This window comes from Flavobacterium profundi, from assembly GCF_006491645.1.
Taxonomy (GTDB): domain Bacteria; phylum Bacteroidota; class Bacteroidia; order Flavobacteriales; family Flavobacteriaceae; genus Flavobacterium; species Flavobacterium profundi.
Genome location: NZ_VDCZ01000002.1, coordinates 200,621 through 216,542, shown reverse-complemented (window position 1 = coordinate 216,542; position 15,922 = coordinate 200,621). Strand labels below are relative to the sequence as shown.

Annotated in this window: 10 protein-coding genes; all 10 read right to left on the bottom strand. The window is 32.1% G+C overall.

Annotated features, from left to right (window positions below):
- Window positions 1–213 precede the first annotated feature (213 nt).
- The 10 genes from FHG05_RS03770 to FHG05_RS03725 all read right to left on the bottom strand — a co-directional run bounded on the left by FHG05_RS03770 (window position 214) and on the right by FHG05_RS03725 (window position 15,919).
- Entirely contained in the window at window positions 214–951 is a 738-nt protein-coding gene (locus FHG05_RS03770; RefSeq protein ID WP_317130130.1) for a rhamnogalacturonan acetylesterase, read from the bottom strand.
- A 10-nt stretch (window positions 952–961) separates the two neighbouring features.
- Entirely contained in the window at window positions 962–2,971 is a 2,010-nt protein-coding gene (gene pelA / locus FHG05_RS03765; protein ID WP_140996679.1) for a pectate lyase, read from the bottom strand.
- Window position 2,972: 1 nt separating this feature from the next.
- Window positions 2,973–4,196 carry a glycoside hydrolase family 88/105 protein gene (locus tag FHG05_RS03760; protein ID WP_140996678.1) on the bottom strand — a complete coding sequence of 408 codons (1,224 nt, stop codon included), beginning with the start codon at window positions 4,194–4,196 and terminating at the stop codon, window positions 2,973–2,975.
- A gap of 2 nt (window positions 4,197–4,198) precedes the next feature.
- Window positions 4,199–5,200 (bottom strand): DUF4861 family protein, encoded by a 1,002-nt coding sequence (locus FHG05_RS03755; RefSeq protein WP_140996677.1) that lies wholly within the window; start codon window positions 5,198–5,200, stop codon window positions 4,199–4,201.
- Window position 5,201: 1 nt separating this feature from the next.
- Complete coding sequence (locus FHG05_RS03750; RefSeq protein ID WP_140996676.1) at window positions 5,202–6,146, bottom strand: alpha/beta hydrolase; 945 nt, start codon at window positions 6,144–6,146, stop codon at window positions 5,202–5,204.
- Window positions 6,147–6,155: 9 nt separating this feature from the next.
- Window positions 6,156–6,953 (bottom strand): T9SS type A sorting domain-containing protein, encoded by a 798-nt coding sequence (locus tag FHG05_RS03745; RefSeq protein ID WP_140996675.1) that lies wholly within the window; start codon window positions 6,951–6,953, stop codon window positions 6,156–6,158.
- Between the two features lie 84 nt (window positions 6,954–7,037).
- Window positions 7,038–8,378, bottom strand: coding sequence for a pectate lyase family protein (locus FHG05_RS03740; protein ID WP_140996674.1), 1,341 nt, complete (start codon window positions 8,376–8,378; stop codon window positions 7,038–7,040).
- A gap of 9 nt (window positions 8,379–8,387) precedes the next feature.
- Window positions 8,388–11,618 carry a pectinesterase family protein gene (locus FHG05_RS03735; RefSeq protein ID WP_140996673.1) on the bottom strand — a complete coding sequence of 1,077 codons (3,231 nt, stop codon included), beginning with the start codon at window positions 11,616–11,618 and terminating at the stop codon, window positions 8,388–8,390.
- Window positions 11,619–11,790: 172 nt separating this feature from the next.
- Window positions 11,791–13,575 (bottom strand): RagB/SusD family nutrient uptake outer membrane protein, encoded by a 1,785-nt coding sequence (locus tag FHG05_RS03730; RefSeq protein WP_140996672.1) that lies wholly within the window; start codon window positions 13,573–13,575, stop codon window positions 11,791–11,793.
- A gap of 19 nt (window positions 13,576–13,594) precedes the next feature.
- Window positions 13,595–15,919, bottom strand: coding sequence for a SusC/RagA family TonB-linked outer membrane protein (locus FHG05_RS03725; RefSeq protein WP_262710443.1), 2,325 nt, complete (start codon window positions 15,917–15,919; stop codon window positions 13,595–13,597).
- Window positions 15,920–15,922 lie beyond the last annotated feature (3 nt).

The window sequence follows — 15,922 nt, the reverse complement described above, 5'->3', positions numbered from 1 at the left end:
ATTTAAAGTTTAAATTATATGGTTAATAGGCAGTAATTTATTTCTCGTAATCGATTACTTTTTTATTTAAAAAATATATAATCTTAAAAATTATAGATATATAACTAATTTAGGTTTGTAGTAAACCAATGGGAATTACTGCTTGTATTTCCAACTACAAAACCAGGAGTATTCTTTTGTATACAAAGAAAAGAGCTATTTTACACCCAATTCTCATTCGTTAAGTTTACTATAATCTTTTAATGCGGGTACTTTTTTTGACAGTTCTTTTACTGCTAAAGTAGCTACTTCATTGGCTCCTAACTTAGACAAATGCGTATTATCTTCGATGCCATCAGGAAAATATTCATTTTCACCTTTTTTAAAATGCAGGTGTAATTTTTTTGATGCTTCAACCCCATAAGTTTCTTCTAATTGCTCTGTTGTATATTGTAAATCGATAAAAGGAACATCCATTTCTTGAGCAACTAAACGCGTAATTAAGGTGTAATTACCATGAGAATCTAATAATACTCCTTCAGCATTGAATTTTCTACGCGCTATAGATGAAAATAAAACTGGAATTGCTCCTTTTGCTCTGGTTTCTTCTACATAACGCATTAAATTATAACGATAGGAAGTTTGCGGATTGGTATATCTTTTTGGATCTGTATCTTTTGAATCGTTATGACCAAATTGTATGAATACATAATCTCCCTTTTGTAAGGAATCTAGAACTGCTTTCCAATGTTTTAAATCTCTAAAACTTTTTGAACTTCTTCCATTAACAGCATGATTTTTTATAATCACATTTTCAGTAAAAAAATTAGGTAAGACTTGTCCCCAACCGTGCTCTGGATTGCTATTTGGATTTTTTTTATTGGCCATTGTTGAATCGCCAATCATATAAATAGTTATGGATTGGGTATCATTCGTTTTTAAAGCTGAACAACTCCAAAAAAAAAGTATCAAAATTATAAAATTATTTAGTTTCATACCAATTGGATTGACTTTCATTACTTCCTAGAATATTTTGTAAACGATACCTTTTTATTTCTTTTTTGGTTAGTTGGTGTGACCAAGCAACTCTTTTAGAAGAGATTGCTCCAGCTCCTTTATTTTCAAATTCGGCAAAGAAAGTTGTTTTTTCAGCTTCGGGTTTAGACCAATTGTGCCATCCTTCCGGAAGAATATGTTGGTCTAAAGTACATTGAATAAAAACAGTTTTAGCATAAATTCTCCAAGGTCTGCCTAAATATACTTGTGTAGTAGTATCAGAAGCTGTAAGATGACAATTTTTAAAAACATAACCAAAGTTGGCATCTTTAGGTGTAGAAGCAGCAGTTATATAAGAATCTTTTTTAGAATGAATTATACAATTTTCAAAATAGGCGGTTGCGCTTCCAAAAATAAAGTCGGTTGTACCTTCAATATAACAATTTTTATAGTATTGTTTACCAATGCCTGAAGCATACAACGTATCTTGATTTCCTAAGATATTGCAGTTTTCCACCACTACTCTATTGGAAAAAACCGATAAAGCTACTGCTTGTCCCACCTCTCCTGCTGCATTTTCGATAGTAAGATTTTGTAGAACAGTATCATTTGCCTCAACCAAAAGTGTATAGGTATAAAAAGTACTATTTCTTCCGAGGCTTACTTTGTTGAAGGCATCATCATACCGAATTATGGTTTTTTCTTTACTTTCACCAATTAAATGGATATTCGTATTCCATTCGTGAATTTTTATTTTTTCGTTGTAAACACCCTTTTTAATAAAAATGGTAATTTTTTCATAAGGAAAAGCTTTTGCATTATTTATGGCTTCTTGAATATTTGTATAATCACCGCTACCATCTTGGGCAACAACCATATAGTACTTATCTTCAGATGGTATTTTTGTAGCTGTAATACCGTATTTTTCTTTCCATTTAGGATATTTTTTTAGTACTTTTTCAGGTGTTGTAATATACCAAGCATAACCATTTCTTCTTTCGGGACCGATTTCTGCTAAGCTGTATTTTTTAATCCCATCTCGATCACAAAAGAAAGGTTTGTTATTCTCTAACTCCATAAATCTTGCCCAAAGGGGTTTTGCTTTTTCATCATGGATTAATTTTTTATCAATTACCTTACCTTCATCATTATAAATTCGTTCTTCTCTTAGGTTATTTATTTGTACTTTTTCAAACCAAGCCACTGCAGCATGTACTGCTTTTATAATTTCTGGAGAAGGATTTTCAACAGCCATTAGTAATAATACAATATTAGCAGATTCATGGCCACTTAACGAAGGTAATTCATACGCTCTACCTTTAGCTGGTAATAATGTTTTTTCATCGTGTTGGGCACACCAACTTGTTAAAACCCCATTTTGTTTATATTGAGTTTTTAAAATACAATCAATTCCTTTATTGAAAGCAGTTTGCGCTTTTGAAACAATTTCTTCATTTGGTTTTATAGAATAATAATCACTTCTATCTTTAATTTCTTTTAGAAGTGAAAGAATGTTAACCATAGAATCATCATTATATGTAATATGCGTATAATATCCTTTTTTAAGTGGATAAAACTGAGGCCAACCTCCATTTTCATATTGGGCTTCTAAAAGGTAGTTTATACCTTTTAAAAATGCTTCTTTATAACGATTATCTGGAACATTTTCATATATTTTAGACAAAAACTCCATTTCTTGAATGGTTGCTCCATTGTCTGTAGTCACTTCTTTTGTACTCGATTTTAGAGCACTTAATGCATCTTTTTCATCCTCTGATAATTTCTGTTGCATTTGAATATTTTTGGGCCAACCTCCAATATTTCTTTGGTATAAAAGCACATTTTCAGCTATTTCTTTTGCTTCAGTAGTACTAAACCAAGCTCTTTCACTTTTGTAAATAATATCTTTCCATGATTTATTTAAAACCTGACCTCTTGTTAAGGAGACAAAAAGTACTACTATAATTGTTGCAATATGCGTTGGTTTATAATTCATTTTATCGATTTAATTCAATTGCTGCTAAAATAAAAGGTCCTGTTGCTTTAGGATCGTTATCTTTCTTTTTTTCGTTGATATAATATTCATATGAGCCATCTCGATAAGGATTACCACCTAAACCTGCAACAGCACAAGCTTGCGTAATAATAACGTTACCTTTTTCCGAAACTTTTACTAATTTTTCAATTAAGCCATCAAAAGCTTTATTAGCCTTTGTTTTGTATTCGATAGGTAAATAGCCTTTGTTTGCTCCTTTTGCAAAAGCATATGCAAACATTGCCGAACCAGATGCTTCTAAATAATTTCCTTCTTTATCTCCTAGATTCGTTACTTGATACCATAAACCAGAAGGATGTTGTTGTTTTGCTAAAGCTTTTGCTAATTGATTTAAGTATGCGATTAATTCTTTTCGTTTCGGATGATTTTCAGGAAAATAATCCAAAGCATCCACTAATGCCATTGCATACCAACCTAGAGAACGTGACCAAAAATTGGGTGAAGTTCCTGTTTCTTTATTTGCCCAGTCCATTTTTTTACTTTCATCCCAGCCGTGGTACAATAAGCCTGTTTTGGAATCATATGCCTGTTTTTGAATGAGTTCGAATTGTTTCGCAACATCATCTAAATTTGCTCCATTTTCAAATTTTGTTGTATAATGTGCATAGAAAGGTTCTGCCATAAATAAACCATCTAACCACATTTGAGAAGGATATCTTTTTTTATGCCAGAAACCACCTTCTGTAGTTCTAGGATGTTCTGATAATTGTTTTCTAAGAAGTTGCATGGCTTTCAAATACTTATCATTTTGAGTAGTATCATACAAATTGAATAAAATATTCCCAGCTTCAATCATATCGATATTAAAGTTTTCATATTTGTAAGAAGCGATTACACCCGAACTATCGATTGTTGCATCTGCATAACCTTTAATGTAATCATAATACTTTTTATCTTTTGTTTTTTCATATAATTTTTCAAAAGAGGTTAATACTAAACCATGTACATAGTCCCATTTTGGTTCCTCTTTGTCGTCAATTTGATAGGCTTTAGGATGTTGCTCCATAAGGGTTAAAGCCATTCGTTCCGACCATTTTAAGGTGTCTGAAATAATATAATTAGTATTATCTGAATCAGATGCGACTGCTTTATTTTTATCAGCTTTACATTGTATTAAAATATATCCAAAACAAAGTAGGACTAGGATTTTACTCTTATTTTTCATTCTTATTTTAATTTATCTGTAGCGTTTAATTCGGTTAATTTTTGATTAAGATAAGATAAAAATTCCTTTTGAGATTGAATTCCATTGCTCTCTTGTTCCCAAGCACCTAAAAAATAAAAGGTTATAGCTGAAGTTGTAGGTTTGAAAACAAGTACGTGATCGTAATTACCTTCTGTTATTTCGTTTATAGTTTCTTTTTTATAGAAGATAGCCATTCCTAAATGATCTGGTACTAAAGATTGTTTACCATAAGTAGCTATATATCCCCATTTTTTATTTTCACTTTCTTTTTGAAGTAATGGTAAATCGCTAAGTTTTACGATACCAGTACAAATTCCTTCTAGTGCTTCAGAACTTTGGATAGTGTGTTTTGTGTATCTTTCGTCTGCTGAAATGCTTAGATTAGAAATAAGATTTGTTTTTTGATTATTGGTTTTCCAACCAAAATAATTCACTTTAACTACAGATTGATTATCAAAATTTTCAGTTTTAGCAAATGTAGAATCTACTTCGTTGAAATGCAATACTTCTTTATTCACGTAACGACCTACAGCACCAATACCTAAACCTTTGCCCGCTTTTAAAATATCGGAACCCCAGTTTTGCATTTCGTGATAGGAATCGAAGCCATCTAGACCTACTTTAGAAAGTACCATGGTGTCTGTTTTTTTACCAAAAATATCAATTGCATTTCTCCAGTCTAAATAGAGTCGGTAACCAATTTTATTGCTTTCCCAACCTGGTCCTTCATAGCGAATATACCATGAATGATCGGTATGTTCAGCAGGAACTTTTAAACTGTCCACATTTTTAAATGTACCTTCTAAGTATTTTCTTCCTTCCCAATGACCACCTTCTTTTATAGAAATTTCGGCATAGGTTTTTACTTCAGTTGATTCTTTTTGGGCTTGCTCATCTATTGTACTTTCGGGTTCTATATTCTTTTTACAAGCGGATAAATTCAGTAGCAATAGGATACCTGTTAGAACTGTTATCTTTTTCATTTTATGGATTTGATTTAAAAAATTTATCTAAAAATTGGGTGATACAAATTGTGGTTTCATTAAACCATGGATGGAACAACCAAAAAGTATGTGGACTATTTTCAATTTGTTTTATTTGGTTGTAAATGTGATATTGATTTAAAATTTGAATCATGTCGTCTCTTCCAGCATGAAAACGTTCAAATTGACTGTTAATAAATAAAATGGGCGGTGTATTTTCATTAACATGAGAAAGAGCTGAAGCTTCTTGCCAAACCTCAGGTTTTTCTTCATAAGTACCTCCTAACCATTTTGAGGCTAATTTACCTTCTTTTGATTCAGGATGATGAAAAGCTAATATGCCATCTAAATTAACAATAGCTTGAATTTTTTTAGGATATTTTGTTCCAATTAAACTTGCCATTTGACCGCCAGAAGAACAACCTAAGATTACTGTTTTTGAAGTGTCAACACTAAATTTTGCAGCTTCTTTTTTTACAAAGGTTATGGCTTCCAAAATATCATCAATAGATTGAGGATATTTTGCTTCATTAGAAAGGCTATATTCTATGGAGAAACATTGATATCTCTTTTTAGAAATAGACTGCGCTAAAGGTTGTAACATAGATTTATTACCAGATTTCCAGCCTCCTCCATGAATTAAAAACACAGCAGGTAATTTATCTTTACTTTTAAAGTAATACGCATCTAAATGTAAAGGTTTGTTATTCTTTTTATTGTAAATGATATTATGAGTTACTGTTATGGTATTCTTCGTTGTATCAGGTTTAACAATAGTTATTTGAGGATATTTTCTTTTCTGTTTTATATATTCAGAATGAATGGTATACGAAGTATCTTTTTGAATCATTTGCTGTGCAAATAACAACATCGCATTACTGTTTATCAAGATGAAAAAAATCAGGATAATGCTATTTTTTTGTATTTGCACAACAAATAATTTCATAGGTTCTTTTTAAATAATTAGTTTAAAAGACTTTTTATTTCCTTCAGAAGATTCGACATTTACGATATAAAACCCTTTTAATAAAGTCATAGTTGTATCTTCAGTTGTAGTTAAAGATTTTACTAGCTGACCACTTAAATTATAAACCCAAATTGTATTCTCCGTTTCAATATTTGTTATATATAATTGATTTTCATTAGCATAAATTTTTGTTGCAATTTCATTTGTGAAAGAATCATTGCTTAAAGTTGCACTAACATTTGCTCCAGTAACTTCCATTTTATATAAATTACAAGCTGAACTACCATACACATACAATCTACCTCCTGTTGGTGAAGTGTAATTAGCAGTAAAAATTACTAAGTCTGCATTTGTTCCATCGTTTGAAGATCCTTCACCTATTAAATTGCTACCATCAGTTACATAAACCGTTCTCTGCGTACCATTACTTCCAGTTTTAAACCAAACTTTAACAGTGCAAGGTCCATCTACATCGAAAAATAGATAACGTTGTGTAGGCATGTAAACTGGAGCTGTTACTCCACCACCACCATTTAATTGAAATCTTCTTGGAGCAGTGAATCCATCATCAAATGTAGCATTACTACTTGTAACCGCACCAAAATTTGAATTTGTTGCTATTGGATATAATCCAAGGTTATCTACAACTATTGGAGAAGTTCCTATTCCAGAGCTTAATGGCCAGGTTGTATCATCGTTTCCAAAATCCCAAGTTTTAGTTTGTCCTAAAACAATCATGGATTGCATTAGCATAATCATGCTACAGATAAGTAATTTTGTTTTCATAATTGTAGTTTTAATATTCGTAATCGATTAAGTAAATTTTTAAAAAAATAGTTATAGTGTTAAATCAAAGTAGTAGTTATTTATTTAGTTTTTAACGAATTTCCAAGATTCCATTTGATTATCAAACTTTACATTGCAACAATATACTCCTTTAGCTAAATTTTCAATATTAATTTTTATACTCTCGTTTGCTAAAAGATTTTTGTATTCAAATTTATCTGTTTGTTGACCATTTAAAGCATAAATAACAACTTCTACTCCATTTGTAATGGCTGATGGAAGATAAATTTCAATATTTTTATCTGCCATAGAAGTAAAAAAACGAATGGTTTGCTCATTTACTTTTGGGTTTGAAAGTGTCGAACAATTACTAGGTGTAATAATTCCTGATGCAGAGACTTGTAACGTAGCTCCAGCACCACAAGTAGGATCAGTTAATAAGTTTTCAACTTCATTTACTGGAACTGGTGTTGTACTATAAGATGGTGCTGTTACGGAACCCACATTTGAAGCACCATTTAAGCAATTATTGAATGCGACAGCTACTGTTCCTCCATCACCACTATAATAAGTATACACATTCGCTATATTGGCAAAATTTGTATTTTCTACATAACAAGTTGAATTATTAGTACCACCGCCTAGTCCAATAGCTTTTGCACTAGCAACTGAAGTATTGTAGTAACAACTTACTAAATGTAATTCGGCATTTCTTGCTCGCGGCATTCTTTCTTTACAACCATTTGCCCAATAACAATTTTGAAAAGTGATGCTATAATGACCGTCAGCTGTAACATCAGTTGCGGAAGAACCTACTAAATTAGTAAAACGATGGTCGTTTGAACCTCCTGAACCACCAGCAATTGGCGCTTTTAAATACGTAAATTTGCACCAGGAAATAGTAATGTTATCAGCTGCACCTTTATTATCAAAATTACCATCCATCCCGTCTTGAAATTCACAATGGTCCACCCAAACATTAGTACCTTCATTTGTTAGATTATCTCTTCCATCAACATCATATGCTCCAGGACCTTCAAAAATTAGATTTCTAATAATCACATTATTAGAATTTGGTTTGATATTTAAAATACCCGAATTAGCAGCAGAAGTGCTGGAATTACCAACCGTAATTTGTAGGTTTCTTAATCTAGCACCTGGTAAACCAATGATTGATTTATTGTTCAATTGTACACTCGTATATTCGCAATCGATGGTTCCTGAAACTAATATTACGGCATTTGTAGGAGAAGTTGACAATAATGCATTTTTAAAAGCCGTATATGTAGATACTGTAACTGGTGTGGCATTACCTCCACCAGTCGCATTTGCTCCAAAGCCTTGTGGAGTTGCCATGTAATAATTCTGTCCAAATGAACTGATAGCATAGATTAGGGAACAGAAAATTAAAAGGTAAGTTTTCATATTATATTTTTAAAACGTTATAACTTTAAATGAATCTTGGTTTATTGAGTCCTTTACAACAACGATCCAAATTCCTTGATTCATTTCAATTTGTTGGTTTGAATTGATTTCAAAGGATTGAGTCAAGGCACCGTTAAGTGCATAAATTGTAACTGTTGTAAGTGAGGTTACATTATTGAAGTAGATATGGTTCTTAAATGAAAATACATTTACCGCACGATTTTGTTCAAAAGGAGTGTTTCCTAATAAGTCATCTGCAATTAATTGCGGAAATGGATCCCAATTATCATTTCCTTTCGTAAAATTGAAAGTTGTAACTTCTGTACCATCATTTAGATAGGGTGTGTTTAAAGAGGTTGACCAAGAAGCTCTGCTAGGTGTATTATTTTCGTTGGATTGTTCAACAGTTCCATATTCATACATTCCGCTTGAATTTCCTCCAAGAGTATTTTGCCAACCTAAAGGCATAATCAATGAGTTTCCTACAAAACCTGGATAATTTGAAGTTTCAATTGTAGTATTATAAAAAACAACCTCACTGGTATTGGCTTGCCAAGGTCGCCCAAAATAACCTGGCTTTGCTCTGTATATAGAAGCTGTTTCTGAACCTGGTTGTGCAGTAGTAATAGTACATTCATACATTAAAAAACCACGCCCAGTACTTTGTTGGGCTGCAGTAATATAGGCTGAATCATTTGAAGCATCACTTACATTCATGCTTAATTTAGCTTGATAGAAGACAACATCCATGGCTCCAAAAATATAATCCACGGCTCCCATTATTTCTCCTTTATAAACCGCCACCCTAGCACCTGTTCCACCATAAAAGGAATCTTGTCTTCCTACAACTCTACATTTATTTAAAATTACTTTTTGCACATTGTTTTTAATAGCAATTGCAGCTGCTCTTTCAACATAACTTCTATTTTGTACCGTTGTGTTACCTGCATTTGTAGGTCTATTTCCTGGACTTCCATTTGTCCATGCTACAACAATATCTTGCGATTCTTTATTTGAAATATATTGATTAAATGAATTTTCAAAAATGATATCTTCCGCTTCAAAACCATCTGCAGCAATAACCACGGTTGCATTCCAATAGGAACCATTAGTTGTTCCTGCTCCTGTATTTTGATAGGAAGGATAACCATTTTGTAAGTTTACATTCAATACATCTTGATGCCATTTCTGATCGGATGACATGCTGTAATACGTATAACCATGCCCGTAATAAGAAGTTATTCTAACTGCATTTGGATCAATATCTACTCCTGCATTTAATAATCCAATTGTAGGATTTGAAGCTGCATTTTTCAAGGTTATCAAAGGCTGATCAACAACTAACATTTCTTCATAATTTCCTGGATCTATAAGAATAGTAACTCTTTCTGAAGGAGTTCGTACCATTTGTGAAACTGCCAATAAGGCTTCATTTATTGTAGCAAAATCTTTGTTTGTTCCAACGGTAATTGTTGCACTGTAAGGTAGTGTTCCTCCTATTTTGATATTGGTAAAATATGTAGTTGCATTATTGTTTATCGTAATGTAACCCGAATTTGAACCTGTGTAAGTATATTCTACACTATCTGTTGTTGAAGTTGTTCCCGTTGAATTTATAGTACTAATTACAGCACCATTTTCAATTGAAAAATTAGCAGAGTAATAATAATCTATAGTTATTTTATCACCCACATTAACAGGTACTTGTATGGAAGAACCAGCTTGTGCGATTAAATGTCCTTGACTCATAGAGTTGGAGATATTTCCAGAAAAAAGTAAGCCTTTATAAGCTGAATTTGATGTTGTTATCACTTGATCGTTAAATGGCCAATTGGTAACAGGTTCAAAAGCAATATTTTTTGAAGCAGGATTACCATTGATAACTAGATTAGATGTCAATGCCATTTGCATTGGATAAAGATCTAAACCCCTTGTAGTAATAGTATAAACACCATCTCTTAAACTGATTCCGCTAATTGATGAAAAAGAATAGGTATAATTAGGTTCATTTAAATTTGAAAAAGTAAGTTGCAAATTACTTTCTTCAGTAGTTGTTAATCCTGTTGTCGTAATTGAAACAGGATACGTTGGTTTTGGAGAAAAAGTAATATTAGAATTCGTATTAGAATTTGCTATTGTGATTGTATTGGAGTCTAATTCATAATCATTTACTCCATTTGCTGTAATTGTATAAGCAATATTAGCTTCAAGTTGCACCGAATAAGTACTCGTATTAAAATTGATTACAGGCGTTGGTACAAATACAGTATTACTCGATGAATCAGCTGTATATAATAGTTGCAAGTCATTTATATTCGTATTTAAACCAATGATTGAGCCTGTTACCTCATATAAAGAAACTTCTAAAATTGTGATATCATGAGTAAATGTTGGAGTAATTACTGTCGATAAGTCTAATGACTGACCATTCGTTATAATAAAACCATTCGCATCCATTAAACTAGCTGTATAACTATATCCTTGAGGTAAATCAATTTGATACGTATTATTTGCATTCATTTGTGCTGTCCAAGATTTTCCAGCTAGATTGGTAAAAACAACAGCATATGAATTAGGAATTGAAGCTGCTTGAGTCACATCAATTGACCCAGAAACGGTTGTATATACTGCCGCTTTTCGGTAAATTCTATAAAAACTAGCTTTTCCATTGGCTACATAAAGTTTAAAAGTACCTGTGTTTTTTGCTACAAATTTAGCTTCAGTAGTGGCACCACTTGTTGAAGTTAAGTTAATCATGTCAGTTTGCAAAGATGGATTAGTTTCATCCATAAATGTTAAATCTCCACCAGCATCCGTTCTAGATATAATGCTTACTTCATCATCTTCATTTAAGGTTATTTGCATAAATCTATTGGTAGGAATGCCATTCGAAAGATTGGGAGTTCCATTACAATATATTCTTCCGTTAAAATTAGTTACACTAGCAATATTGGCATCATAACGAGTTAAATTCGTATTTGTAGTTCGTAATCGATCACCGCTATTACCAGTCCATGATAAATCTCCAGCTGTAAAGCTTGTGGGTAAATTAATACTGGTACTACCAGGCGTTATACTACCATCATACCAAGAATTAATAGTTGTTTCATTCAAATGATTAGTATATAGGTTCGTATCTAATGGTGTAGCCCCAAAATCCCAAACATCAATATTTTGTGATTGACTAAAAGAAATGGATAACACAAAGCAAAGCAATAAAAAGAGTATTTTTTTTGGCATGATTTTGTATTTTGTTGATTTTTAATCGATTAAATAAAATAAAGTTTTGGGTTTAGAAACTAATTTGTTTTACCGAATGCCATAAGAAAACCTAATTCAAACGAAATGTCATTCTCAAGCACTCGGAAAAACAAATTTTACAAGTATACTAACTCAAATTAAACGGGTCCAATTAATATCCGTAATCGTTAACCAATGTGCCGTTACTAGAATCTAAAAAGACCTGCCAAATAGGCCAAAATTGTCTATTATTTGGACTCGTAGCACTACTATATAGGGCATTTATTTTAGAATCTGTAAGATTATCCCATTGGAAAGCGGTATAGTCAGGACCTGGATCTGTATTTTCATTTCTATTCAATCCGTAAATTATTAGCGTTTCATTATCACTTGCATATTTATAATACAATGTAGAAGGTACATCAAAATAGTCTCCTGCTCTTTGTTGTAAATCAAACATTTTTGCTTTAGCTTCTACTAACTTTGTTTCTAATAAGTTCCAACGAATTAAGGCTTGTTTACGTTCCATTTCACCTGTAAATTCATATTTATGTTCTTCTACGATAGCATCAAACATTTGTTGTTTACTACCCAAAGCATCCACATAAGCATCCACTTTAGTTGGATGTTGTGATGGATCAAAAGCTCTCATTCGTAATTCTTTTAAATATGGAGCAGCAGCACTTGGACCTTGTAATTCATTTGCTGTTTCCGCAGCCATTAGAAGTATTTCTGCATAGCGCATGTATATTTTATTGACACCGTCATCATTAGTAGAAGTTACAATTCGATTCATCCATTCATAACGGTATTTACCAAAATACCATTTATTCAATGCGCCTAGTTGTTGTTTTGCAAATCCGTTTGTAGCTGGTCCCCATAAATAAGGTACACAGGTTACATCTCTTCTTGTATCTGCTTCATCATAATCATAAAAGATAAAAGGTAATGGACCAGCTTGTCCTCCTCTATTATTTCCATTAGAATGATATTGATCATTGTTTGTATGTCTTACAGCAAATGTAAATAGCATTCTACCTCTACCTGCTGAAAAAGGAATTTCCCATAACGATTCACCTCCAGCTTGGGTATTTTCTTGATTGTATTTTTTCCATAAACCTTCGAATGTTGGTTCTAAATGAGCCGTTCCACTATCGATAATTGCTTTACATTCATTAAAAGCTAAAGTGTACATATTTTGAATTGACAATTCAGGATCATTACTTCTTCTAATTCCATCAGGATATTGTTGAAATCCTGAAGCTGCAAGCGCTAACCTTGCTCTTAATCCTTTTACAAATGCTTTATTAACTCTTTCAACACTTCCAGTAGCTGTATTTCCGTTTGGCCAAGGCACTAAATCAGCAGCTTCACCTAAATCTTGGATTAATTGCTTATAGATGATATCTCTATTTGATTTTGGTAAATACAATGTTTCCGAATTTATAGGTTCAAATCGCGCAGGCACATCACCCCATGCTTTTAATAAATCGGCATAATAAACAGCTCTTAAAGTTAAGGCTTCACCTAACAAATACCCTAATTCTGAACCAGGTGTTGGATTTCCGTAGGCACGTAAACCACGAATACAAATATTGGCTCTTTCAATACCTTGGTACATTTTATCCCAAGCATTGTTAGAAGTATTCATTTGGGAATTATTTGGTAAAGCATTATAATTACATAAAGTGGCATTATCATTTGAAGTAGATTCCGAAGCATTATACCATTCGATATCGGTATTCATTCCGTACCATGGTAAGAAACGACCTCTGTAGGAATTGGTTTCACCAAAAGGAACTTTAATACCATCTACAGCACCTTGTGCTAATCCTGGAGTTGAAAAAATTACAGATTCATCTAAGGTAGATAATGTTTTAGAATCGAGATAATCTTCCTCACAAGAGCTTAAAATAGCGCTTATAATGATTGCAAAAACTAATATTCTATTTTTCATTTTATAATAGTTTTAGTTATTAAAAATTTAAGTTTAATCCTAATAGCAATTGTCTGCTTTTTGGATAAGGTGAATAATCAACTCCTGGAGTATATGGAGTTTGTCTTCTAGTTGAAACTTCTGGATCAAAACCAGAATATTTCGTCCATACAAATACATTACTTACCGTACTATATAATCGTAATCTAGAGATACCTATTTTTTGTGTAAGTTGATTTGGTAAACTATATCCTAATGTAATTGTATTTAGTCTTAAAAAAGAACCATCTTCAACAGCCCAATCAGTGAAAACATAATTTGAGAAAGGAGACCACATGGTTGTATTTGCATTTAAAGCGGCTAATTCGGTAGGATCTGTTACTAAACTACCAGTGTTAGGATCAACATTTGTCCATCTAGTGCCTTCAGCCATAGTAGTCAATAAATTTCTAAATTGTCCTCCATTTGGTGTTGCTGTAGAATGTTCAATTTTAGTAGCATTATATACATCATTCCCATAGCTCCAATTAAAGCCAGCAGAAAAATCAAAATTGGAATAATTAGCATTAATAATAAAACCACCTGTATGTTTTGGATTTGCATTTCCAATTACTGTTCTGTCTTCTAAATCAACTACTCCATCTCCATTAATATCTTTTAATTTCATAGAACCTGGTACAACTTGAGTATTAATAATTGATGAATTGTCAGCAACACCATTTTTTAAAGTATATGTTCCACCAGCATAATCAAAATCAGATACTTCGTAACGTCCGTCACTTTGAAAACCGTACATTAGACCTAAAGGTTGTCCTACATTTACTAAAAAGTCGGTATCAACAGCAGATGTCCACCTTGATGGCCATTTAAAATCTGGAGATTCACCTAAAGAGTTGATATTGTTTTTATTAAGACTGATATTAAAAGCCAGACTTAAATTGAATTTTTCTTTTTTAATCGCGTCTAGATTTAAAGAAGCTTCAATACCTTTATTTTGAATTTCACCCATATTTCTATATTGAGAAACATATCCAGTTCCAGGAATATTGAAATTTAATAATAGATCATTTGTTATATTTTTATACGTATCAAAAGTACCAGTAATTCTTCCATTAAAAATCTCATAATCAATACCTAAATTTTGAGTTGTAGTGGTCTCCCATTTTAAATCAGGATTAGCCAAAACATTTGAAGTTGTCCAATAGGTATTCACATTATTTATCCAAGAAGTGATGTTAGGTTGATACGTTTGAATTGTTTGTCCAACAGGAATATTATTATTACCTGCTTTACCATAACTTACTCTAACTTTTAATAGATTTAACCATTTTGCGTTTTCAAGAAAACTTTCTTCTGATATTTTCCAAGCAGCCGCAACTGAAGGAAAATAACCCCATCTATTTTTTCCTAAAAATTTACTAGATCCATCAGCGCGATACGTTGCTGTAAGTAAATATCTATTTTTATAGTCATAATTAACTCTACCAAAGAATGATAATAGTTTATCCTCTGGTAAATTATAATTTTCAGTTGAAAAAGGAACACCTTGAGGCGTTAAGTTAATCGCATTTTCAAAAGTAAAGAAATCAGGATAACGATGAATGGTATTGGTTAAGGTATTCGATTGAAAATTAATAGTTTCCCCTCCTAATAAAACTTTTAAATGATGCTCATTTCCAAGTAATTTTTTAAAATCATAGTTTAGGGTAGTTGCATTTCTAAACCTTTTATCGTCTCTTGTACTAAAAATTAGAGCTGGAACACCTTGATTTTCAGGAGCTGGTGCATTATTTACGTAATAGGTAGTCGAGCCATAGAAACGATAATCCTGAAATTTATAATAATCGATACCAAAATCTGTAGCCAATTGAAGTTCGTCAGTAATATTCCATGAAATCCCTCCTAACATGTTAAAATTTCTTCTCAACTGACGTCTGTTATTATCAGCCACACTAATGTAAGGGTTTGTTAAGTTACTGGCTAAATCTTCATCCGTATTACTACTGGTAACACCATCAATTTCAAAAGGAGCATAACCAATAAAATGTTTCATACGAGAATCTGTCGTAGATTTTTCATTTTGCTCGTTGGCTCCTCCACCATTAATTTCAGTATTGGAATATCTTACGGTATAATTCAGATTAATTTTATCATTCGGTTTACTTTTTAATCGTAACGATAAGTTGTCTCTTTTATAATTGGAACCAATCATAATTCCTTTCAAATCATAATGAGTATAATTAAAATTGTAATTGATTTTATCAGAACCTCCTCTTACACTTAAATCATGATTTTGTACAATTCCAGTTTGCCCAAAAATATTGTCTTGCCAATTAGTTGTAGGTGTATTATCGTACTGATTGATATT

What these genes read in the sequence shown, in the direction of transcription:
- FHG05_RS03730 (WP_140996672.1), bottom strand. Translation starts at nt 13,575, where the DNA reads ATGAAAAATAGAATATTAGTTTTTGCAATCATTATAAGCGCTATTTTA.
- pelA (WP_140996679.1), bottom strand. Translation starts at nt 2,971, where the DNA reads ATGAATTATAAACCAACGCATATTGCAACAATTATAGTAGTACTTTTT.
- FHG05_RS03745 (WP_140996675.1), bottom strand. Translation starts at nt 6,953, where the DNA reads ATGAAAACAAAATTACTTATCTGTAGCATGATTATGCTAATGCAATCC.
- FHG05_RS03760 (WP_140996678.1), bottom strand. Translation starts at nt 4,196, where the DNA reads ATGAAAAATAAGAGTAAAATCCTAGTCCTACTTTGTTTTGGATATATT.
- FHG05_RS03740 (WP_140996674.1), bottom strand. Translation starts at nt 8,378, where the DNA reads ATGAAAACTTACCTTTTAATTTTCTGTTCCCTAATCTATGCTATCAGT.
- FHG05_RS03735 (WP_140996673.1), bottom strand. Translation starts at nt 11,618, where the DNA reads ATGCCAAAAAAAATACTCTTTTTATTGCTTTGCTTTGTGTTATCCATT.
- FHG05_RS03755 (WP_140996677.1), bottom strand. Translation starts at nt 5,200, where the DNA reads ATGAAAAAGATAACAGTTCTAACAGGTATCCTATTGCTACTGAATTTA.
- FHG05_RS03750 (WP_140996676.1), bottom strand. Translation starts at nt 6,146, where the DNA reads ATGAAATTATTTGTTGTGCAAATACAAAAAAATAGCATTATCCTGATT.